The following is a 20,362-nucleotide window of genomic DNA, read 5'->3' as shown; positions in this document are numbered from 1 at the left end:
ATAAAAGATAGTGTTAAGCTGAAGCATATAAACGATCCAACCATCATCGTAGACGAGCTAGGCCTTGGTGCTTTGTTTCTGATCTTTCTTCTCAAGTTTCTGAACATTTTTACAATTACATCCTTTGCCCTGACCAAACCACCTCACCGATGATCTCGAAGTCATTGCCTTTAATCTCTTCTTTTCCAAGTTCCCATGCTTCATAAGCACTATTGTCACTGACCACCTTGATTCCGTTTGGTAGAAATTGAAGTCTCTTCACCATCAGTCGATTGTCATATCTGAATACGTAAATCCCATCAGTAGAAAAACCATCAACGCGGTTCACCATTACGATGCTCTGGTTTTTAAGAGTAGGAATCATGCTGTCACCACGGACAGGCATTAAGAAAACGTTGTTTGGATTAAAGCCAAGCTCTTGTCTAATGAATCGCTCACTAAAAACCATCGCGCTAGATTCTTCTTCTTTTTCAACAAGCGCACCATGCCCAGCACTTACCTCAATATCGAAGAACTTCAATTCCAAATAGCCTTTTGGAGTCAATGAGCCACTTTTTGCGATCTCGTTCGCTTTTAGAAAAATATCTTCAGGAATTTTCCCACGCATTCTCCACGTTTGAATGGTTGATGCTGAAACCCCTAAAGCTTTTGATAAATCAGTGTTTTTTGAGGTTTTGGTTAACTTCTTAAGTTCAGATATTTGTTCGTCTACGATGCTCATTGAATGCTCCAGTGTGCTCAAAGGTGTTGCAATGTATAAATTATGATCCAATAATGTCTCATGACGACATTGAGACATTCTTGAGTTAATTATAGTTGCTCTTAGTTAACTCACCATAATTGCATAGGTGATTTATGAACACAAACTTCGCATTACTCGCTAGATTTGAAAGCCCTACTGTAGAACTTAAACAAGTCAGCCAAGAGTTTTTTGGTATCACCCCTAAGACGGCAGAGCAAAGAGCGAAAGCTTGTGACTTTCCCGTTCCTACTTTCAAGTTGCGTGATTCAGAGCGCAGCCCGTCGTTAATCAAGATAGAAGACCTAGCTGCTTATATTGATGAACGTCATTCAGTAGCTAAGTGTGATTGGCTATCGGTAAACGGGTAGGAGGATTGAGCATGAATAATGTAGCGACTCCGATTCACAGCGTTAACGTAGACCTTTCTCACTCGAGTGAAGCCAGAGAGCTTTTCATGATTATCAAAGGTCGCTTGTCTTGTTTAAGCGAGTCTTCACCTGAGTTTGAATTTTTATACCCGATTTATAACCAGTTCCTAGAAGCCACCATTTTATTGGAAAGCTTGGAGGAATAGACATGCAGGTTTCTGACCCGATCCACTTACCTTGTCCCGATATGCTCGGCATGGTTGACCCAAAACCGGAACTACGCGAACGCTCTATTCATTTGATAGAGCAGTTACGTGAAAAACATGGTTTGTCGAAGCGTTCAAAGCGCAAAGCTAGACCGATGAATTACGTTTGCACAAATCATTCGTGTACGGGGCTGTAATGAACGAACAAGCGATGATAGCCGCACTTGCTAACATGGAAGCTAAAAGTGACGCAGGGGAACTCACTCGTTACTCTGCGTTCACTAAACGCTTCTTTCCTCGCTTGCCTAAAATCGTGCGTAACGATGTGAAGCGCAAAATAGCCAAGCGTAAACAACGCCAAAACCCTACCAAAGAAAATCTGATACTAGCGGCAGAAGATGCCGTTAAATTTGGGCTGAAAAGAGCGCACTTCATTGAAGACAAATTCCCGTTTGTTGATAGTCGCGCCAAGACTCGAACTCAACCGTTAAGCCACGATATTTTGATGCGTGATGATGCCGTTAGTGAACTAGCAAAAAAGTTCGCTGATAAGTGTGCGTTACTGCTTACCGAAGAAAGCCAACCCGAAGTATTCAAAAGCTTTTTAGATGCGATAGAGCATGTTTACCAATTGCAGGAGGCTGAACTAAAAACGATTCATGTTAATGCGCCACAAGTGAACCTTAAAAAACGCGACAAGAAACCGGAAGAGTTAGAACAAGACCTACAGGTAGCCGTACTCAAGATGCAATCTGAATCTTGGATAGAGGGACGCTTGTTACACCTCCGAGCGCAGTACATTGAGTACTCACAAATCACGCTTGAGCGAGTTGGTGAGGGAAAACATCAGTCACCGGTGATCAGTGCGTTGTCATTTGCCAACTGGAAACAGAAACAGCGTGACGCTAAAGCATTCCTTGAAACGATGGCCGTGATGAATAACGAGACGGGCGATTCTTTTAATCTTGAGGATGTGGTTAAGCGAACGACCGCGAACCCAGAAAATCGTCGTATTGAAATGATGGTGCGTTCTCGCGGGTTTGAAGAGTTGGCTCAAGACTTAGGTTATACCGCGCTTTTTATTACTTGGACGTTGCCGAGTAAATATCACCGAGTCTCTAAAAAGTGGAATGGTGCGAGTATCAAAGATGGTCACCAAGTTCTCATGCAGCAATGGGCGTTAGGCCGAGCGCTAATAGCCAAAGAAGAGATTCATTACTTTGGTTTTCGAGTGGCTGAACCACACAAAGACGCGACCAGTCATGCTCACTACTTTCTGTTTTGCTCGCCTGACGACAAAGACTTCATTATCGAAACCTTAAAGGTGTGCGCTATCTCTGAGGATAAGCACGAACTAGGTTCTGATATTTCACCTCGTTTTGATGTGAAAGAGGCTGATCCGAAAAAGGGCGGGGCGACTGCCTACATTGCTAAATATGTATCGAAGAACATTAACGGTAAGCACATGCCAGAAAACGAGGGTGAAGAATCTGCCTATCGTGCTCGTGCTTGGGCTTCCACTCATCGAATCCGCCAGTTTCAGCAATTTGGTGGTAAGCCTGTTTCCCTTTGGCGAAATCTACGCAGGGCAAAACCGGAACAGACCATGATAGACCCAAAGCTCGAAGAACTGCGCCAAGCGGCAGATTCTTCGAAGTGGTCGCTGTTCTGCCAATTGGCTGACAGTGCAAAAGTGGCCTACCAAACAAAACAAAACCAATACGGTGAAACAACCAAAAAGGTGATCGGCTTTTCTTGGCTCGGTCGTCTTATCGAAACATCTAGCGAGTGCTATTCGCTCGTTAAGAAAAAAGACGTGAAGCGTCTTCAAGAGGCGCGGAGCGTCTCACCTTGGAGCACTGAAAATAACTGTAACTCTCCCTTAGTTGAACATCTTCAACGCGTGACCGGATGGAGCGTAGAGGGAGTCCAATGCTTAATCTCACCGCTAATGCGGGGGGCTAAAGTCCAAATCGATAAATACACGAATATCAGTTTTAGAAACAATCGTCTGATTGTGTATTAAACCATTGCCAACGATGTGAATCAGGGGCTAAACACTAAACAACGTCGTGAGACAGAGGATTGAAATGAAAATACTATCGCTTGAAGAGTGCCAGCGAGATTTAGCCGCTTTGGACGCGGCTGACAAACTAACCAGCAACATGAAAGTGGAAATTGACCGCTTTAAAGAAATGGATACCAGTAAGCTCATGAAAAAAGCCATGGGAATGTTGATGGGTGGCAACTTATCACTGGAGGCGTTAGGGCTTCCCGTCAATCTATTTGAGCAATTAGAGCAACTCGAAAAACTCAATGGAGTGGCGCGCAATAAGTACCGTGCTATCGTCGTGGCCAACCAAGAGCAACTTGGTGATGTCGAAAGCATCGAGGTGAACCATGGCTAAATATGAAAACCCTGTTCGTGGGTATATCGCCTGTCCTGTTTGCCAGTCTACCGCCACCACTCACCAAGTGGGTGAGGGTCAATTGATCGCCTCTGGTGAGCCACCAAAAAACAGCCGTAACATTGGGCTGATGTATTACCGTTGCCCTGAGTGCGGTAACAGTTCGAATAGCAAAAAGGTTACGGAGTTCATCAAAGCGAATTCCGTTGCTGAGTTAACCGAACTTAAACCGAACCCAACCGAGAAAGGTTCGGTTATTGAATCGGATTTGATAACCGAGCCTAACCCTATCGATGTAATTGAATTAACCGAATCGGTGCAAATGGATGAAGTCAGTAAAGACGTGGTTTCCAACCGAGAAGTAACCGAAACGATAGCAGATGAAAAAACAGAAAAGACCCTAAATAAATTCCCCTTTAAACGAGTAATCACGGGGTTAGCGTCGGTTATCTTTATCATTTGGGCGGTGTCTCAACTGCTACCGAAAGCCCCAACCGAACAACCGCAAGGGGGTGAGCATGGAGCAAGCTAACGAAGCCTTACCAGGTGAACAAGTTGAACAAGTTGAACTGGATGATTGGGGGGATTTTGGCTCCGTTATTCATCAACTTGAAGAACAAGAGAAAACCGAGAACGATTCGGTTGGCTTAACCGAGCCAGCCGAAACGGTAACCGAAGATAAAACTGAAGCTATGGCGGGCTTGCTGAATATTTTGTTTGCCTTAAGCGAGCAAGCGACCTCCATCATTTCGGGAGTTGAATTTGAGTTTGACGGTAAAGGTAAGCAAGCGGTGATGGATGCGGCTGAGCCTGTCTTTGCAAAACACGGTAGTACGCTTATGGGCGTGTTTGGGGATTACATCGAAGAGGCCACCTTATTGCTTGCGGTTCTTGGTTTGATTTATGCCTCTAAAAAGCAATTGCTCATGTTGCAGCAATCAAAGGAGGTGGACGGTGAAAAAACCGAAGCCCCTAGCCCTACCGAACCCCGTTAACTCGAACCCGTCACATGATGCCGAGCACACCATTTATGTGGCGGGAACAGGAGGAGGTAAAACCTCAGCCGTTAAGCATTTGGGGCTAGTCCCTAAAACGGCTCAAGCGGTCTTTTTTGACCCCTACACCAACTACGCAGGGAGTAAATTTCAAGGCCAAATGTGCCACGGCACTTCATCACGCTTAACCTTTGTCAAAACGCTCATTATGGCGCGTCGTCGCGGTGGCTCGTTTAAGCTGGCCTACATTCCAGCAAATGGGGCAACGGCCGACGAATTAGAGTTCTTTGCGTCGGTGGTGTGGTCGGTGGGTAACGGTCGGGCTAGCCAGCTCTATACCGTTATCGAAGAATTGGCGTCATGTGTAGAAACCTCGGGCAAGCTTCGAGGTCGTGCGGGTGAGCTTTTGCGCGGAGGTCGTCAATACGGTCTGGTGGTGCATACGGTGTTTCAACGAGGGCAAGAAGTACCCAAAACCGTGACTGAACAATCAAGTGTTTGGTGGGTAGGCGCGGTTAACTCAATGAGTGATGCTCACTGGATAGCGGATAAACGTGGGTTGGATGTGAATATCGTGGCGGGGCTAAAGTCTGCCAAGGTAAATAAAGAACGCATTGGTAAACCGATAGCCGAATACTTATTGATTGGTGATGGTATCGGCAATATCGAGCACAAAGCATTTAACTGTCAGTCCGGCTCAAAGCTTAATTTAAACTACCGTTAATCGACCTTTTTAACCTATAGGTTACCCGTTCAACCTATAGGTTACTCTCCCTTCCTTTTTTAACCTCACTCCTATTTGATAAACGCTCAATTTGATTATTCACAATCCAACGTCGAGAGACAGGGGAACTCATGAAAGCTCAACATAAAAACATGTTGATTGCTGTAGTACTGACCTTACTGGTGATTGCCATCATCAATAACGTATCAACGCTAGAAGCAGTCAAAGAACTCATTAACGGCAAGCGTGGCTGGTTTTAAGGAGAGTTAAACATGTCAGTAAAACCAATCAAACTTAATTCCATGGTCGGTGCTGCTTGGGGGCAAAAAGGTACGTTACCTATCCCTGTTGGTCCTACTTATCAAGAACTGGTATTAGAGACCAATGCCGAAGCTGCCGATATCGAGCGTTTGTCTATCACGCTTAATGCAGAAGAAATCTATGTCTTAACGGGCAGTGAGATTTTGATGCTTGAGCGTTACAAACAACGCGCTCATACAACAGGCCACTACGTGATCCCATTTAGTGATATTTCCGCACGTACTAAAAATGGTGTTCGTTACACGGGACTGGTGACGGAAGCGGGTGACAACATTCACTTAGATATCCAGTTCAAAGCGAAAGCCAGTGGCGACCCGCTATCGATTCAAGTCCATGCGTGGGTGACGAATGCGCAACCTGCACGAATCATCGTGCCAATGGTTAAGCGTGAAACCATGCCAGCGAACGCGGCAGGGGTGAACGAATTCACAAGCCTAGTATCAAGCCCATTGATTAGTTTACGTCGTGCGCACTTTATGCACACGGGTATCACTAAACTTGAAGTTGAGCGCGACTTTGTCAAAGAGTATGAAGCCAACAAGTTTATCAATGAAGCGAACGCCAAGCGTAACGAACGTACACCTCAAGCGGGTTACTTTCACTTCGATCCTATTGTGCGTGGTTTTTCTATCGATGAGCTATTTCCAACACAGCACAGCTCTAACTTGAAGTTCTCAGTAACAACGAGTGACGTAGCTGGCTCAATCCCTATTTTGGTTGAATCGGTGAAAGTGGTTCGCCCTGAAATGCTCGCGGGTCGAAGCTAAGGAGCCGATATGAGCTTTTTTGATGACCTCTTAGAGTTTGGGGGCGGTGCGCTTGATAGCGTGGGTGAAAATGCCGATTGGCTGTTTGGTGATGATGACAATTCATCTAACCCAAACACTACCCAGCAACCTAACGCGCCCGTTGTTGATAATAACGGCAACGCTGTTACAACCCCTCAAGGCTCACTTGTAGCGAAAGATAACACCCTGCTTTATATCGGAGGTGGTATTGCTGCGCTGTTAGTGCTGGTTCTGCTTGTTGTCATGCTGAAAGGTAAATAGTTATGCCATTACTTTTCATTGGTTTAGGTGGTCTTGGTCTTGGTTCTGCGCTTGGGTTTGGTGTGAGTCAGGGTATCAATAAGGCTCTGACTGCTACCGCGTTGATTGCCTTGTTATACCTTGCCTACAAATCGGGAGTGTTTCGCTAATGCTAGGTTCATTAACGTCTTTAACGGGTGGCGGTGGCTTGACGGGCGGGTCTTCGGGTCCAGCAAAATCAGGTAACACGTCTAACACCACAAATAACAGTGGCTTTACTGCTGGCGCAATGAATTTTGGCAGCAACAACGGCATACCGTGGTGGGGAATTGCGCTTGTTGCTCTGATTGCGCTGTATGTTCTCACTCGAAAGTAACTTAATTCCTGAAACTTGGGGCAATGCCAAGCCGAGGCTATGTAAAGCCCTTGGTGATTACCTCAAACAAGCAGAAATTGAAGTTCAAGAGGGGCGAGAGTCCCTTTATCGAGTGGAAGATACCTACATGTTACTACGCGGTGAGCAATCACAATCAGGCTCTAAGGAGTTGGTGGTGGTTGCGTTAGCGGGTGATATGGCCGCGGGTACGCTCAGTGCCATTAATCACGGTAAAGCGAATGGGTTTGACTCCATTCGCGCCCACTTTAGCAAACGCGGAGCCTATCGCTATATTCAGCGTAAATTACGATTGCCTGTTCGAGAGATTGAAACTCACAAGAATGAGCATGTATTACAGATAAGGTTTGATGATATGGGCGGGAAAAGTAGCTCAAAGAGTGATGCGAAAACCGTCACTACAACCACAAACAAAAGCAATAGCCAAGGTATCGGTGGCGATAACAATGGCTTTGCGCTGTCAGGGATAGAAAACTCTGACATTAATTTAAGCATGACTGACCATGGCGCAATGGCGGTTGCAGGTCGAACGGCAGAAGAAGCGTTTAAATTCGGAACTGACGCATTAGATTTTTCAGCGGATACCGTTGATGCTTCTTTGGGCTTTGGTGAGAAAGCGTTAGACGGAGCGTTCAGTTTTGGTGAGAGCGCATTGGATGCAAATGCAAATCTTAGCGAGCACGCGATAGATTCCATTAAATCCATGGCAGGCCAACAAACGGAAACGACCAAAGCTGCACTTGCCATAGCAGGAGCAGCAAAAGCGCGAGAGCAAACGGGTGAGAACGAAAGCAATAACGAGTTACTGAAAAATGTGTCTCTTATGGTCGGGATTCTCGTCTCGGTATTAACGATGGCTTATATGTTCGCGGGGCGTAAACAATGAAGCAACTGCATACCTTAAATACTGGCGAAGCCATTAAATTTAACGCAGGTCAGGCTGGTAAGTACCTCATCATGCGTGAGGCCAGTAATACCGTCATGTTGCGCGGTGATGCTCTGCGACCTGTAGAAATTGAACGTGGTGACACGGTTGATATCACTCGTTTTGATGAGCTTGAACTTTTTAATCACAAAGCGGATGCCGTGACGGTTGAATATCAAATCGCAGATGTTCCAATCATCACCAAAGCGCAAAAAATTGATATCAGTAATTCGGTAGCGATTAGCGAGATTTTAACGCCAATTACCGTTGATAAAGTTCTATCCCCGATAAAGGTGGGCGAAGTCCAAACCGAGGTAAAAACACGCATTCAAAATGACGTCCTCAAGGTGGAAAAGCTTGCTGATATGTACACCTTGCAAAAGGTCGGCAGTGGGTTATTGGACTTAACAAGCGATGAGCAAATTATTGATGGGAAAGCTGGGCGTAAAGGGCTCTTTATTCAGGCTTCTACCGACAATGCCAGTCCCGTGTTGGTGCAAGGCTTAATTGATCTTACAGCTGGCGGTCATACATTAATTCAAACGGATGCCATCGTGACACTGCAAGGTGCCATAGGCGATAGCGTCAAAGTAGGGGAGTTTATCTAATGTTCCAACTTTCAAACCCACCCCAAGCTTCTTCGAGTTCGGGCTCAGTTGGGGAAGTCGGGGCTAATGTCTTGGCCTGTATTCCTCTAAGTGCTCAAGATGGCGGGAGTGCGTCCGGTTTCGTGACCATCTTAAATAACCTTTATGACGATCCTGAGCGTAGTCATAACGCGGCTCTGTATCATCGAAATGAAAGCATTAATGGTGAGTGGGGTCGAAGAATGCAATTAAAGTCAGCAGTCGATTTGATAACGAAAGCGGAGCCTTATGATTCTGTATCGTTAATGATGTCGGTCACGCTCAAAGGGAAGATAAATCTTGATGCGTCGACGGCTGCGAAGGTGAGCGCGTTAGATACTCCTATTTCTTGCGTAATCGGAATTAAGACTCAAGCCGCCCCATCATATAGAGGCGCGTATTGCAGTGTGACAGCTGCGTACTCTTCGAGTGATTCGTCATTGGTCTTTGGTGGCTCGTCTGATGTTGTTCTTAATGTTCAAGCGGGCGATGTAGCCAGTATTGCTGAATCAGAACTTCAAATTTCTTTCGATGTGGAAGATATGACTAATGATGTGATGGTTTACTTGGAAGAGGCACCTGCAACGTTAGAAAACTTGTTTGGGCTTATCCATATCAAAAAGGCGTGGATTGCTGAGGAACCCGTTTATCCGGTGCCTGATTAACAAGGGGTTGGTGGTAATGAATATTAAGTATTGGCTAGTACTGCTTTTCCTGATCCTGTTTTGGGGGTACCTAATGAAAAAAGACAAGATAATCAAAATAGTGAGTGGCTTTGCTCTATCAGCTAGAAGTGAGATGCGCATGGTGGGTGTGCGCGGCGATTTAAAGCGAGTCGTTCGCCGCGCTATTGAGCTAACCCCGTTTGATTTTGGCATTACGTCAGGTAAGCGCACCGCAGAGGAACAGAACGTTCTATTCAAACAAGGCGCAAGCCAGTTAGACGGATACAACAAAAAAAGCCGTCACCAATCAGGCTGCGCGGTTGATTTTGTGGTGTATGACGAAAACGGCAAAGTGACGTGGGGCTTTAGTTATTACGAACAAGTGAGTTGGGCATTCAAACAGGCAGCGGATGAGTTAGGTATTCCGATTGTATGGGGCGGTGATTGGGTCAGCTTTAAAGATGGTCCTCATATCGAACTCGATAAAGCACATTACTCATAATAGGTGGCGTACCTGACGCCTACACCATCAAGTATTTAAGGAAGAGAAAATTACTATGAAAAGCTTATTAGAAAAAATCGGAATCGACCTTGACCAACCATCCACAAAAAAGGGTTTAGCGTTACTTGGCGCGGGGGCTGCTTTGGTAGCTGGTCACCCTGAACTTATCACCGCGAGCGTATCGGCAGACGGTGTTCAATTCGGTGGCATTATTGGCGCAAGTGCTCCAATAGTATTTGGCCTATGGGAAACCCTGCGTAATGAGTTTAAGTAAATGGCAGAGTATCAAACAATAATTGTTGCCGTTGTTAGTGCATTGTCTAGTGGGGTTGGTGTAGGCATCACACTCAAAACTGATGTTAAGTGGCTGCGCTTGATGATGGAAAAGATGGACGAGCGTTTGACTCGACTTGAAAGTAAAAGCCCTAATTTATAGGGCTTTTTTGAACAGTAATATAATTTTTGGTTAAATCTTTGAGTTTGGAGGTTATCAGCTTAAAAACGCCCAAAGCTCACTACTTACTACTAAAAGAATAAGGCTAGAAAATACGATAATGAAGAGCCATTTGATGCCTAACAATTCATTGAATGAAAAGTTACTCTTATTGTTACGATCAAAGTTGTCTCGTCGCATTGTGTATGAGCTAAGTCTACTAAAAAGCTCACCGAGTATATGGACTGTGAACCATGAACTATGTTCTAGTTTCAAATCGTTTATATAGAAGCTATCTAACCGTTTGACTTCAGGTAACTCTTTTACCGCGAGTACATTTATAGAATCAAGTTCAATCCCATGCTCAGTTTCTAAAGTTTTTAGACTTTTTAGATGTGAATCTAAAGTCTCAACACTTTCGAGGTGCTCTGGAGTTAGTTGAAACTCGGCTTTATTATGGTGAAACCAATGCCCATTTTTGTAGATATTAACCGAACTATCAATTCCATTCTCAGTGTATTTAACTATGTATTTGCTTAAGCTCGAAATGACAAACTCTTTACCATCTGGCTTTTCATCAAAGACTCGCCAAGGTTTAAGTGTTGCTATGTAGCCATTTCTTAAAGTTTCAAAAACAGGCATCCAGCCTTTGGTTCTTTTCTTCGTTACATATTTGCCGTTATTGGTTGAGAGGACAACTTTCACAGGTACTTTGTTTACTAAGTGGTTAATGTTAACTTTATAGTGGCTGCACCCATAAAAGGAAACGGGTTTGTAACTCCTAGTTATAGTTTCGAACGGCTGTAAAACTAGTGGGTCATCATTTAAATCTTCTAGCTCTATGTAGCAATTATTTCCGATAGAAATGCAAATACCAAAGATAGCTTCAGATTTATCTTTCAGGTTTTGAAGGGTTACATGGCTTGGATAGTGGTCATTGTAAAATGCACTGCTACTAAAAGAAGTCGAACCTATAATTTTAATAGAGCGTTTTAGTCGATATTGAGCCACTGCAAACCATACACCTAGAGCTGCGACAACTAGACTAAGTAAGGCTCCCACTACAGATACAAGGATGCTCAGGATGGTCAGTGTTGTTCCATCTAGTTTACTAAGCTCTTCAATAGCTTGAATCAATTTATCCATTAGTTGTGTCATTTAACTTATTTTAAGGGATAGCATATCAAGTGTGGTCATTAAAGCCAGTTTTCATAACTGATTCATATGCTTCATAATTGAGCCTTGTTATGTAACTTATGCGGAAATAATTGAGTATACACTTGCCACAAGATATTCAAGTTTCGGTGTCCTGTTACTTGGGCTACTTCTTCAATGGAGTAACCTTTCTCAAAAAGTCTGCTCGCTCCCTCTCTTCGTAAGTCGTGATATCTCAAATCCTCTATACCTAACTCGTTTCTCACTCGCTGAAACCCTGCGCTAACGCTTCGTGAGTTGTATGGAAAAATAAGCTCACCTTTGTTTGGTTGTTTTAGTGCGATCTCAAATGACTCGCCAAGTAACGGAACAATCATGTGATTGCCCTCTTTCTTCCTTGGGTCTTTTCTATCTCTAACGAGTATCGTCTTATGTTCTTGGTTGAGGTCTTCCCAACGTAGCTTGCAGACTTCGCCAATTCGCATGCAAGTGAGAATGCTGAACTCAAGAATGTCGGTGAATGGTATTCGAGTTTTGCCGTTTGGCCGGAATGACTCACGTTGCTCTAATCCAAGCTTTAAGCGCTTTAGTTCTTCGGAAGTTGGGCGGCGTGTTCGTTTCTGGCTTTTACCGATTAGCCCCATATCAATGAGAACCGGAACTGCTTCATCAAATATCTGGAAGTTGGCGGCAATATTGAAAACAGGTTTCGCTTTCTTCATGACAGAGCGGAGGTAAGCAACATCGTGATAGACAGTTGCACCGCCAGCCCCTCCACCTTTTCGGTTTTTACAGTGTTGGATTAAGTCGCTAGTTCTTAGCTTGTCGCTTTCAACCTTGGATATGTCGCAGTCACGAAGAAGCTTGATAACGTATTGCTTCGTTCGCCCTGTTTTATCCCATAAATCAGGCTCTTCCATAAACTTGTCCAGAAGTACGTACAGCGGTACGGATTTCTGTCCGGATTCGTCAGGGTTTTCTAGCTCCAGAACCCGCTTGTTTGCATAGGTTCTAGCGAGTTCTTTTTTCCTGAATGTTTTCGATTCCCTGTGTATAATCGCCGAATTCTTTTTGACTACAATGTCCACTGTGAAGCGTGATTCACCGCTTTTTAGTGTTCTTTTTTTAATGCTAAATGATGCCATTCGTCCTACTCCATCGATACGTACTATATGCGTACTGAAAGGGTGAGTTTGGGGCAACTCTAGCAAATTGCTGTATATATATACAGTATATAGATTTCGAGTAACACCTTATGAAACCTGACAATACTAGTAAATACGCGGCTAACCGCTTATCCGTTGCACCCATGCTCGATTGGACTGACCGCCACTGTCGTTACTTTCACCGTTTGCTTTCTCAGCAGACTCTTCTGTACACGGAAATGGTAACAACGGGCGCGATCTTACATGGTAAGGGCGACTTCCTAGAATATAACGAGCAAGAACATCCCCTTGCACTTCAACTCGGTGGTTCAAACCCGGTTGATCTTGCGGCTTGTGCGAAACTTGCTGGTGAGCGTGGTTACGATGAAGTGAACCTTAACGTAGGTTGTCCTTCAGACCGAGTTCAGAATGGTCGCTTTGGTGCTTGCCTAATGGCTGAGCCTGAGCTGGTGGCAGATTGTGTGTCGGCGATGAAAGAAGTCACTGATATTCCAATTACCGTGAAAACGCGTATCGGTATCGATGACCAAGACTCTTATGAGTTTTTAACTAAGTTTGTTTCGACGGTGTCTGAAAAAGGCGGTTGTGAGCAATTTACTATCCATGCGCGTAAAGCGTGGTTGAGTGGTCTTAGCCCGAAAGAGAACCGTGAGATCCCACCGCTAGATTACGATCGTGCATATCAAATCAAGAAAGACTTTTCTGATCTGGTGATTGCTGTGAATGGTGGGATTACTACTCTTGAGCAAACTAAAGAACATTTGCAACACCTTGATGGCGTGATGATCGGTCGTGAGGCTTACCATAGCCCGTTTATCTTGGCTGAAGTCGATCAGCAGATCTTTGGTTTAGACACACCAATCAAGAAGCGCTCACAAGTGGTTGAAGAAATGTACCCGTACATCGAACGTGAACTTTCAAATGGCGCAAGCTTAGGACATATCTCTCGTCATATGCTTGGTTTGTTCCAAAGCATGCCGGGCGCAAGACAATGGCGTCGCTACATCAGTGAAAACGCACATAAGAAAGGTGCAGGTATCGAAGTCATGCAGACGGCATTGGCTAAGATCCCTAAAGAGCTAAATGTTTAATCTCCCTCTAAGTTAAAAACTTAAGGTTAAATTCGCCATTAGAGGCTAAATTTACCACCGTAAGTTTCTAAAAAGCCATGCATGAAGATGTGTGGCTTTTTATTTATATGATAAGTAAGGTTTTTATTGGTTTGGCATACTTGGTATGGAAGCTGCAATGTTAGAAAGTAGGAAAGATAGGTCATTAACTCATTAGGGAGACCATTATGTTTGAATTAATCTTTGTTCTTATTTTCGTTGCAACTCTACTTGTCACTGGTATTACGTTTATGACGGTATTGGCTGCAACCGGAGTGGCGTTATTAGTCATGTTGGTCTTAGGTATGATGGGCGTCGTGTTTAAGTTACTGCCTTGGTTGATCGTGATTGCAATCGGTGTGTGGTTTTTCAAAAACTTTGTACACAGTTCTAATCAGAGACGTTACTAAGGTCATCGTGCCGTCAAATCTTTACTCGTCAGCGGTTTATCGTTTTAGAATTTAAGATGTGTGGTAGAATTTTCCCCAATAATCTATGAATGTGCATACAATTAGCACTACGATATGGAATTGGAGCTATCTCAAATGAATAAAATGCCATTAATTGCTTTAGTGGGAATGCTATCTTTAAGTTCAGCAGTGTCTGCTGCCGAAGAGTTTTCTTACACGGCTAAAGTCGGTGCCGATATGTGGTGGGGAAGTACAAAGCTAAACGAAGTTAGACAAGATGACGACTCTAACTCACCTTCGTTGTATTTCGCATTTGAGCATAATGCCCCAATGCTCCCAAATGCTAGCTTCCGTTATACCTCTATTGATGCGGACTCGTTGGCTTTTGATAAATACGACTACACGTTTTACTACACACTGTTAGAGCACAAGCTGATGAACTTCGATGCTGGTGTGACGTTTACTCAATACTCAAACTCTAATTACATTGAGCCAAAAGCAACAGGTGCGAAAACATCGACGTTTGATGAGTTCACGTGGAGCTTCTACGGTAACGCAGAGATCAATGTGCCGGACACCAACTTCGATATCATTGGTACGATGGAGTTCGGTGATAGCAGTGGTATTAAGAGCACAGACTTGATGGCGGGTGTTCAGTACCGAATCCCTGTATCAGAATCTGAAATTGCCCTGCGTGGTGGTTACCGTGTTATCGATTTAGATTCGGATGAGTTCTTTAGCTCAGAACTAGGCAAGAGCTTTGTCATGGTCGATGGTTGGTTTGCTGGTGCTGAAGTGCGCTTCTAGGCCATACAAAGCAAATTTAGAACGAATTTTAAGAACGCCACTTTATTAAGTGGCGTTTTTTTATATCTATTGGTTACTTGGGTATATATCTTTCTGGAATTAGTTAGCACATTCATCACTTTCGACCATCCTTATTACAGAGAGCTAATTTGCGTCTATTCTTATAAGGTCTATGTAGTGAGGTCAAAGCAAGGGATGGAATATGACACTCAATGAATTACGAAATTTATATAGAGAAAACATGCTGGTTGAAGCCATCATAGAGCCCTCAATTCAAGAAGGGTCTTGGGTTGTGGAGTTTCGTCATATGGGCGGTGGCTTTGTTCTGCTTACTGATGTTCATGGTGAAGAGTGTCATTACGCGGATTTAGACCTAGCATCTAAGTCGGCAATGGCGGTTGGCTTTCAGCAAGTACGCATTGAAAACCAGTAAGACAATTTGCGTTTCAATCGGTTTTTACTTCCAAAAAGTTATAAAACATACTTTTCTATTCTTTCTTGTTATTAAAAGGAGTGGTTAATCTATCGTCACGCAATGATTAGGGATGTCGTGACCATGTCTTTAAATAAGAAAGAGTCTTCACAAAATAATAATGCACAGTCTGGGGCTAATGAGCTACCTGGGCTAGCAGCACCACTTAATGACCAACAATTGGGTCATCTTCAGCAAACTGTTTCTGAACTGTCTTCACAGCAACTGGCATGGGTCAGTGGTTACCTTTGGGGAGTGAGCCAAGCTCAGCCTGTCGGTGCTGCTGCGCCAATCGCTCAAGCGGCCGCTGCAGTAGCGGCTAAGCCTGCGGGTAAGCTTAGCATTATCTTCGCTTCTCAAACTGGTAATGCTAAAGGTGTCGCTGAATCGCTCGAGGCAGAAGCTAAAGCCTTGGGAATCGCGGTCGAGCTTTTCGATGCGAGTGATTATAAAGGTAAGAACTTAGCCAAAGAGACTCACGTCATTTTCGTCGCTTCAACCAATGGTGAGGGCGAAGCCCCTGATAACGCGATTGAGTTGCATGAATTCCTTCAATCGAAGAAAGCGCCAAAATTATCAAACCTACAATACGGTGTGATTGGTTTAGGTGACTCAAGCTATGAGTTCTTCTGCCAAACGGCTAAAGACTTCGATAACTTCCTCGCTAAGCTTGGTGCGAAATCGTTTGTCGATCGCCTTGATTGTGATGTTGATTACGAAGAGTTAGCAACGGAATGGCGCGCTAAAGCGTTATCACAAGTTCAAGAAACGCTATCGACAGGTGCTGAGGCTGATATCGTTCAGTTACCAGTAGGCCAAGCAGCTGCCGGCCATTCGCAATACACCAAACAAAATCCATATACAGCGACACTATTAACCAGTCAAAAGATCACGGGTCGTGACTCGGGTAAAGATGTTCGTCATATCGAGATCGATCTTGATGAATCTGGCATTACCTACCAACCCGGCGATGCGCTAGGCGTATGGTATGAAAACAGCTCAGAACTCGCGAATCAGATTCTTTCTAAGGTTGGGTTATCGGGTATCGAAAGTGTCGATGTCGATGGTAACAATCTATCTATCCATAGTGCGTTAGTGAGTAAATTTGAGATTACCACTTCAAACCCTCAACTTGTGACTAAGTTTGCTGAGTTATCGGGCAGCAAGAAGTTAATCAAGCTGGTGGAAGATAAAGACAAGCTTCGTGAATATGCGGGTAATACACAAATCATCGATGTACTCGCTGAAAAGAAAACCAAGCTATCGGCTGATGAGTTAATTGGCCTGTTACGTAAGCTGACTCCACGCCTCTATTCTATTGCATCAAGCCAAGCCGAAGTAGATGAAGAAGTTCACTTAACGGTTGGTCTGGTTGAATACCAAAAAGGTGAAGAGTCTCGCTTAGGTGGAGCATCAAGCTTCTTGGCTCAGCGCCTTGAAGAAGGTGGAGAAGTGAAGGTGTTTGTAGAGAACAACAATAACTTCAAGCTACCACAAGACGACAATACACCAATCATCATGGTCGGCCCGGGTACAGGTATCGCACCTTTCCGCAGTTTTGTTCAAGAGCGTGAAAACAATGATGCTGAAGGCAAAAGCTGGTTGTTCTTTGGTGACCGTACCTTTACTCAAGATTTCTTATACCAAGTTGAATGGCAAAAGTACCTCAAGTCTGGCGCGTTAACTAAGCTAGATGTTGCCTTTAGCCGTGACCAAAAAGAAAAGGTTTATGTTCAAGACCGTTTAATCGAACAAGCAGAGCAGGTTTGGCAATGGCTTCAAGAAGGCGCGTACCTCTATGTCTGTGGCGATGCGACTCGAATGGCTAAAGATGTCCATGAAGCGTTAGTTACAATTGCGGAAAAACATGGCAATCAGAACCGCGAACAAGCTGAACAATATATTAATGATTTACGTAAAGCGAAACGTTACCAAAGGGATGTGTACTAATGAGCAAGCAAGTAATAGAGCAAGAAGTGCTAGGTCAAGTACTTGGACCTTTGGCTGACAATGAGCGTCTTAAGCGTGAAAGTAATAACCTACGCGGTACGATTGAACAAGATCTCCAAGACCGTATAACAGGTGGCTTTACTGCTGATAACTTTCAGTTGATTCGTTTCCACGGTATGTATCAACAAGACGACCGTGATATTCGCAACGAACGTACCAAGCAAAAGCTCGAACCTTTACATAACGTCATGCTGCGTGCGCGTATGCCGGGTGGCATCATTACCCCTAAGCAGTGGTTGGCGATTGATAAGTTCGCAGACGAAAGCACCTCTTACGGTTCAATTCGTCTAACAACACGTCAAACGTTTCAGTTCCACGGTGTGTTGAAGCCGAACATTAAGTTGATGCACCAAACGCTCAATAACATTGGCATTGATTCCATTGCGACAGCGGGTGATGTAAACCGAAATGTTCTGTGTACGACAAACCCAGTTGAATCTGAACTTCATCAAGAAGCTTACGAGTGGGCGAAAAAGATCAGTGAACATCTATTACCGAAGACTCGTGCTTATGCAGAAATCTGGTTAGATGGTGAAAAACTAGAAACAACGGATGAAGAACCTATCCTAGGTAGCAACTACCTACCGCGTAAGTTCAAGACGACAGTTGTCATTCCTCCACAGAATGACGTAGATGTTCATGCTAATGATCTTAACTTTGTTGCAATTGCTGAAGACGGAAAGCTGGTGGGCTTTAACGTGTTAGTCGGTGGCGGCCTTGCTATGACACACGGTGATACCTCTACTTATGCACGTAAAGCTGACGACTTTGGTTTTGTGCCATTAGATAAAACGTTAGATGTAGCAGCTGCGGTGGTAACGACTCAGCGTGACTGGGGTAACCGTTCAAACCGTAAGAATGCAAAAACCAAATACACACTAGACCGTGTTGGTATTGATGTATTCAAAGCAGAAGTAGAAAAGCGTGCAGGCGTAGAATTTTCTGAAAGCCGACCTTATGAGTTTACTGGCCGTGGTGATCGCATTGGTTGGGCGGAAGGCATTGATGGTAAGCACCACTTAGCGTTATTCATCGAGAATGGTCGTTTACTTGATTTTCCGGGTAAAGCTCTGAAAACAGGTGTTGCTGAAATAGCGAAGATCCACAAAGGTGACTTCCGCATGACTGCAAACCAAAACCTAATTGTTGCGGGTGTGTCGACGAGTCAAAAGGCCAAGATTGAAAAACTGGCGCGTCAATATGGCTTGATGGACGATGCTGTTTCAGAGCAACGTAAAAACTCAATGGCGTGTGTGGCTTTCCCAACATGTCCTTTAGCAATGGCAGAAGCTGAGCGCTTTCTTCCTGAGTTCGTAACGGATGTTGAAGACATTCTGAAAAAACATGGATTACCAGAAGAAGATAACATCATCCTTCGAATCACAGGTTGTCCAAACGGTTGTGGTCGTGCAATGTTGGCTGAACTTGGTTTAGTGGGTAAGGCTCCGGGGCGTTACAACATGCACCTAGGTGGCAACAAGGCCGGAACTCGTATCCCTAAGATGTATAAAGAGAACATCACATCAGCTCAGATCTTAGAAGAGATTGATGCGCTGGTGGGACGTTGGGCTACAGAACGCAGCGACAATGAAGGGTTCGGTGATTTTACAATCCGAGCAGGCATCATCGAAGAGGTGATCATTTCCAAGAGGGATCTGCATGCATAATTCTGTCGCTTCAAAATTGAAGTTAGCAGAGCTACTCGCATTGACTAAGACGGAGCAAATACTTCGTCTTGGGCAAATTAATGCTGAGTTGGAACAGCTAACAGCATTAGAAAGAGTTAAATGGGCATTAGAAAACTTGGAAGGATCACATGTTGTGTCTTCAAGTTTCGGCATTCAAGCCGCGTTAATGCTGCACTTAGTGACTCAAGCAAAACCAGATATTCCGGTTATTCTGACGGACACAGGGTATCTATTTCCGGAGACCTATCGCTTTATCGATGAGTTAAGTAAGAAGTTGACTCTAAACCTTCAAGTCTTTCGCGCCCAACAGAGCCCTAATTGGCAAGAAGCGCAATATGGAAAACTTTGGGATCAAGGTATAGAAGGGATAGAGAAGTACAACAAGCTTAATAAAGTTGAACCGATGAGAAGAGCGTTAGATGAGCTCGAGGCTGGGACATGGTTTTCCGGTTTAAGAAGAGAGCAATCTCAATCGCGTGCAAATTTGCCAATCTTATCTATCCAAAATGGTGTGTTTAAATTTTTGCCGGTAATCGATTGGACGAATAAAGATGTTCACTATTACCTAGAAGAGCATGGTCTAGGTTATCACCCGCTTCGAGAGCAGGGTTACCTTTCTGTTGGAGATACACATACAACTAAGAAGTGGGAACCGGGTATGACTGAAGAGGAAACTCGTTTTAATGGGCTGAAACGAGAATGTGGTCTCCATGAAGATGATGGAGAGCAATATGGTTCTGGGATTTAGACTCATTGCTATTTAAAAAGCTGCCATTAGGCAGCTTTTTTAGTTTCTAGGGGATAAACTAGAGTGATTGTGGATAAGTCTGTGGTTATTGTGTAGTTACTTTGTAGTTAAAGTTGCATAAATAAGGCTTTGAGTGTTTATTCGTCATGTAATCGCTATTTTTGCATTTTTCTTTAATAAACACTTGCCAATGTGAGGAACATCTCTATAATGCCGCCTCACTGACACGGCAGACGCCACAAGGCTTCAGCGCAGAATGTTAGTTAGGCAACTAGCTTTAAGCGATAATTCGCTCCTACTTTTAGAAAGTAGAAATTAATTTTCAAAAGTGTTTGACACTGAGAATTAAATCGCTAGAATAGCCGCCTCTTCCGAAGTGATGTAAGTCACAACGAAGAGAAGCTCTTTAACAATTTAAACCTATCAATCTGTGTGGGCACTCGTTGATGAATATCAAAAC

The 20,362-nt window shown here is 44.1% G+C and carries 29 protein-coding genes; 26 read left to right on the top strand and 3 right to left on the bottom strand.

Features of this window, described 5'->3' with window-relative positions; genetic code table 11:
- Positions 1-115: 115 nt before the first annotated feature.
- Positions 116-721, bottom strand: a complete 606-nt coding sequence (locus tag MSG34_RS23625) for a S24 family peptidase (protein ID WP_102277782.1) — start codon at positions 719-721, stop codon at positions 116-118.
- A gap of 134 nt (positions 722-855) precedes the next feature.
- Between MSG34_RS23625 and MSG34_RS23620 the strand changes: the two genes are divergently transcribed.
- The 19 genes from MSG34_RS23620 (at position 856) to MSG34_RS23535 (ending at position 10,340) form a co-directional block, all read left to right on the top strand.
- Positions 856-1,110 carry a pyocin activator PrtN family protein gene (locus tag MSG34_RS23620; RefSeq protein ID WP_017108645.1) on the top strand — a complete coding sequence of 85 codons (255 nt, stop codon included), beginning with the start codon at positions 856-858 and terminating at the stop codon, positions 1,108-1,110.
- Positions 1,111-1,121: 11 nt separating this feature from the next.
- Positions 1,122-1,316, top strand: coding sequence for a hypothetical protein (locus MSG34_RS23615; protein WP_017108644.1), 195 nt, complete (start codon positions 1,122-1,124; stop codon positions 1,314-1,316).
- A gap of 2 nt (positions 1,317-1,318) precedes the next feature.
- Positions 1,319-1,513: a hypothetical protein gene (locus MSG34_RS23610; protein ID WP_048662771.1), complete on the top strand. Its 195-nt coding sequence runs from the start codon at positions 1,319-1,321 to the stop codon at positions 1,511-1,513.
- On the top strand, positions 1,513-3,342 hold the full coding sequence (locus MSG34_RS23605) for a replication endonuclease (protein ID WP_248339573.1): 1,830 nt from the start codon (positions 1,513-1,515) through the stop codon (positions 3,340-3,342). Before MSG34_RS23610 ends, MSG34_RS23605 begins: the two co-directional genes overlap by 1 nt.
- A gap of 64 nt (positions 3,343-3,406) precedes the next feature.
- A complete protein-coding gene (locus MSG34_RS23600) occupies positions 3,407-3,724 on the top strand; it encodes a hypothetical protein (protein WP_059021666.1) in 318 nt (105 codons plus the stop codon).
- Positions 3,717-4,256, top strand: coding sequence for a hypothetical protein (locus MSG34_RS23595; protein ID WP_248339572.1), 540 nt, complete (start codon positions 3,717-3,719; stop codon positions 4,254-4,256). The genes MSG34_RS23600 and MSG34_RS23595 overlap by 8 nt, the downstream gene beginning before the upstream one ends.
- Entirely contained in the window at positions 4,243-4,719 is a 477-nt protein-coding gene (locus MSG34_RS23590; RefSeq protein WP_248339571.1) for a hypothetical protein, read from the top strand. The genes MSG34_RS23595 and MSG34_RS23590 overlap by 14 nt, the downstream gene beginning before the upstream one ends.
- A 79-nt stretch (positions 4,720-4,798) precedes the next feature.
- Positions 4,799-5,443, top strand: coding sequence for a hypothetical protein (locus MSG34_RS23585; RefSeq protein WP_170960831.1), 645 nt, complete (start codon positions 4,799-4,801; stop codon positions 5,441-5,443).
- A gap of 131 nt (positions 5,444-5,574) precedes the next feature.
- Positions 5,575-5,703, top strand: coding sequence for a hypothetical protein (locus MSG34_RS24230; RefSeq protein WP_004735828.1), 129 nt, complete (start codon positions 5,575-5,577; stop codon positions 5,701-5,703).
- 12 nt (positions 5,704-5,715) lie between these two features.
- Positions 5,716-6,531, top strand: a complete 816-nt coding sequence (locus tag MSG34_RS23580) for a major capsid protein P2 (protein ID WP_050621038.1) — start codon at positions 5,716-5,718, stop codon at positions 6,529-6,531.
- A 9-nt stretch (positions 6,532-6,540) separates the two neighbouring features.
- Positions 6,541-6,813 (top strand): hypothetical protein, encoded by a 273-nt coding sequence (locus MSG34_RS23575; protein WP_004735826.1) that lies wholly within the window; start codon positions 6,541-6,543, stop codon positions 6,811-6,813.
- Positions 6,814-6,815: 2 nt separating this feature from the next.
- Positions 6,816-6,962: a hypothetical protein gene (locus tag MSG34_RS23570; RefSeq protein WP_170960258.1), complete on the top strand. Its 147-nt coding sequence runs from the start codon at positions 6,816-6,818 to the stop codon at positions 6,960-6,962.
- Entirely contained in the window at positions 6,962-7,168 is a 207-nt protein-coding gene (locus MSG34_RS23565; RefSeq protein WP_004735824.1) for a hypothetical protein, read from the top strand. The genes MSG34_RS23570 and MSG34_RS23565 overlap by 1 nt, the downstream gene beginning before the upstream one ends.
- Positions 7,149-8,072 (top strand): hypothetical protein, encoded by a 924-nt coding sequence (locus MSG34_RS23560; protein WP_248339568.1) that lies wholly within the window; start codon positions 7,149-7,151, stop codon positions 8,070-8,072. Before MSG34_RS23565 ends, MSG34_RS23560 begins: the two co-directional genes overlap by 20 nt.
- Positions 8,069-8,719 (top strand): hypothetical protein, encoded by a 651-nt coding sequence (locus MSG34_RS23555; protein ID WP_248339565.1) that lies wholly within the window; start codon positions 8,069-8,071, stop codon positions 8,717-8,719. Before MSG34_RS23560 ends, MSG34_RS23555 begins: the two co-directional genes overlap by 4 nt.
- Positions 8,719-9,402 (top strand): hypothetical protein, encoded by a 684-nt coding sequence (locus MSG34_RS23550; protein ID WP_248339563.1) that lies wholly within the window; start codon positions 8,719-8,721, stop codon positions 9,400-9,402. Before MSG34_RS23555 ends, MSG34_RS23550 begins: the two co-directional genes overlap by 1 nt.
- A gap of 73 nt (positions 9,403-9,475) precedes the next feature.
- A complete protein-coding gene (locus MSG34_RS23545; protein ID WP_248339586.1) occupies positions 9,476-9,904 on the top strand; it encodes a M15 family metallopeptidase in 429 nt (142 codons plus the stop codon).
- A 55-nt stretch (positions 9,905-9,959) separates the two neighbouring features.
- Positions 9,960-10,178: a hypothetical protein gene (locus tag MSG34_RS23540; protein ID WP_059021649.1), complete on the top strand. Its 219-nt coding sequence runs from the start codon at positions 9,960-9,962 to the stop codon at positions 10,176-10,178.
- Positions 10,179-10,340, top strand: coding sequence for a hypothetical protein (locus MSG34_RS23535; RefSeq protein ID WP_181360311.1), 162 nt, complete (start codon positions 10,179-10,181; stop codon positions 10,338-10,340).
- A 54-nt stretch (positions 10,341-10,394) separates the two neighbouring features.
- On the opposite strand, the gene MSG34_RS23530 is transcribed toward MSG34_RS23535, so the two are convergent.
- Positions 10,395-11,483 carry a hypothetical protein gene (locus MSG34_RS23530; protein ID WP_248339561.1) on the bottom strand — a complete coding sequence of 363 codons (1,089 nt, stop codon included), beginning with the start codon at positions 11,481-11,483 and terminating at the stop codon, positions 10,395-10,397.
- An 83-nt stretch (positions 11,484-11,566) separates the two neighbouring features.
- On the bottom strand, positions 11,567-12,637 hold the full coding sequence (locus MSG34_RS23525; protein WP_248339560.1) for a site-specific integrase: 1,071 nt from the start codon (positions 12,635-12,637) through the stop codon (positions 11,567-11,569).
- 110 nt (positions 12,638-12,747) lie between these two features.
- Between MSG34_RS23525 and dusA the strand changes: the two genes are divergently transcribed.
- From dusA to MSG34_RS23490, 7 genes are all read left to right on the top strand, one after another.
- Positions 12,748-13,749, top strand: coding sequence for a tRNA dihydrouridine(20/20a) synthase DusA (gene dusA / locus MSG34_RS23520; protein WP_017069030.1), 1,002 nt, complete (start codon positions 12,748-12,750; stop codon positions 13,747-13,749).
- Positions 13,750-13,955: 206 nt separating this feature from the next.
- On the top strand, positions 13,956-14,177 hold the full coding sequence (gene pspG, locus MSG34_RS23515) for an envelope stress response protein PspG (RefSeq protein ID WP_017059950.1): 222 nt from the start codon (positions 13,956-13,958) through the stop codon (positions 14,175-14,177).
- A 135-nt stretch (positions 14,178-14,312) separates the two neighbouring features.
- Positions 14,313-14,984 (top strand): TIGR04219 family outer membrane beta-barrel protein, encoded by a 672-nt coding sequence (locus MSG34_RS23510; protein WP_029405449.1) that lies wholly within the window; start codon positions 14,313-14,315, stop codon positions 14,982-14,984.
- Positions 14,985-15,186: 202 nt separating this feature from the next.
- Positions 15,187-15,417, top strand: a complete 231-nt coding sequence (locus tag MSG34_RS23505) for a hypothetical protein (protein ID WP_086774851.1) — start codon at positions 15,187-15,189, stop codon at positions 15,415-15,417.
- 123 nt (positions 15,418-15,540) lie between these two features.
- The gene (locus MSG34_RS23500; protein ID WP_248339558.1) at positions 15,541-17,406 is read left to right on the top strand and encodes an assimilatory sulfite reductase (NADPH) flavoprotein subunit; all 1,866 of its coding nucleotides are present in this window, start codon (positions 15,541-15,543) and stop codon (positions 17,404-17,406) included.
- Complete coding sequence (gene cysI, locus MSG34_RS23495) at positions 17,406-19,133, top strand: assimilatory sulfite reductase (NADPH) hemoprotein subunit (RefSeq protein ID WP_248339557.1); 1,728 nt, start codon at positions 17,406-17,408, stop codon at positions 19,131-19,133. The genes MSG34_RS23500 and cysI overlap by 1 nt, the downstream gene beginning before the upstream one ends.
- Entirely contained in the window at positions 19,126-19,902 is a 777-nt protein-coding gene (locus tag MSG34_RS23490; RefSeq protein WP_050634941.1) for a phosphoadenylyl-sulfate reductase, read from the top strand. Before cysI ends, MSG34_RS23490 begins: the two co-directional genes overlap by 8 nt.
- Positions 19,903-20,362: the final 460 nt, after the last annotated feature.

The sequence above is a fragment of the Vibrio sp. 1CM2L genome (assembly GCF_023161695.1).
GTDB lineage: Bacteria > Pseudomonadota > Gammaproteobacteria > Enterobacterales > Vibrionaceae > Vibrio > Vibrio coralliirubri.
Note: the sequence above shows the minus strand (reverse complement) of the source record. Positions and strands in the feature narration are given on the sequence as shown.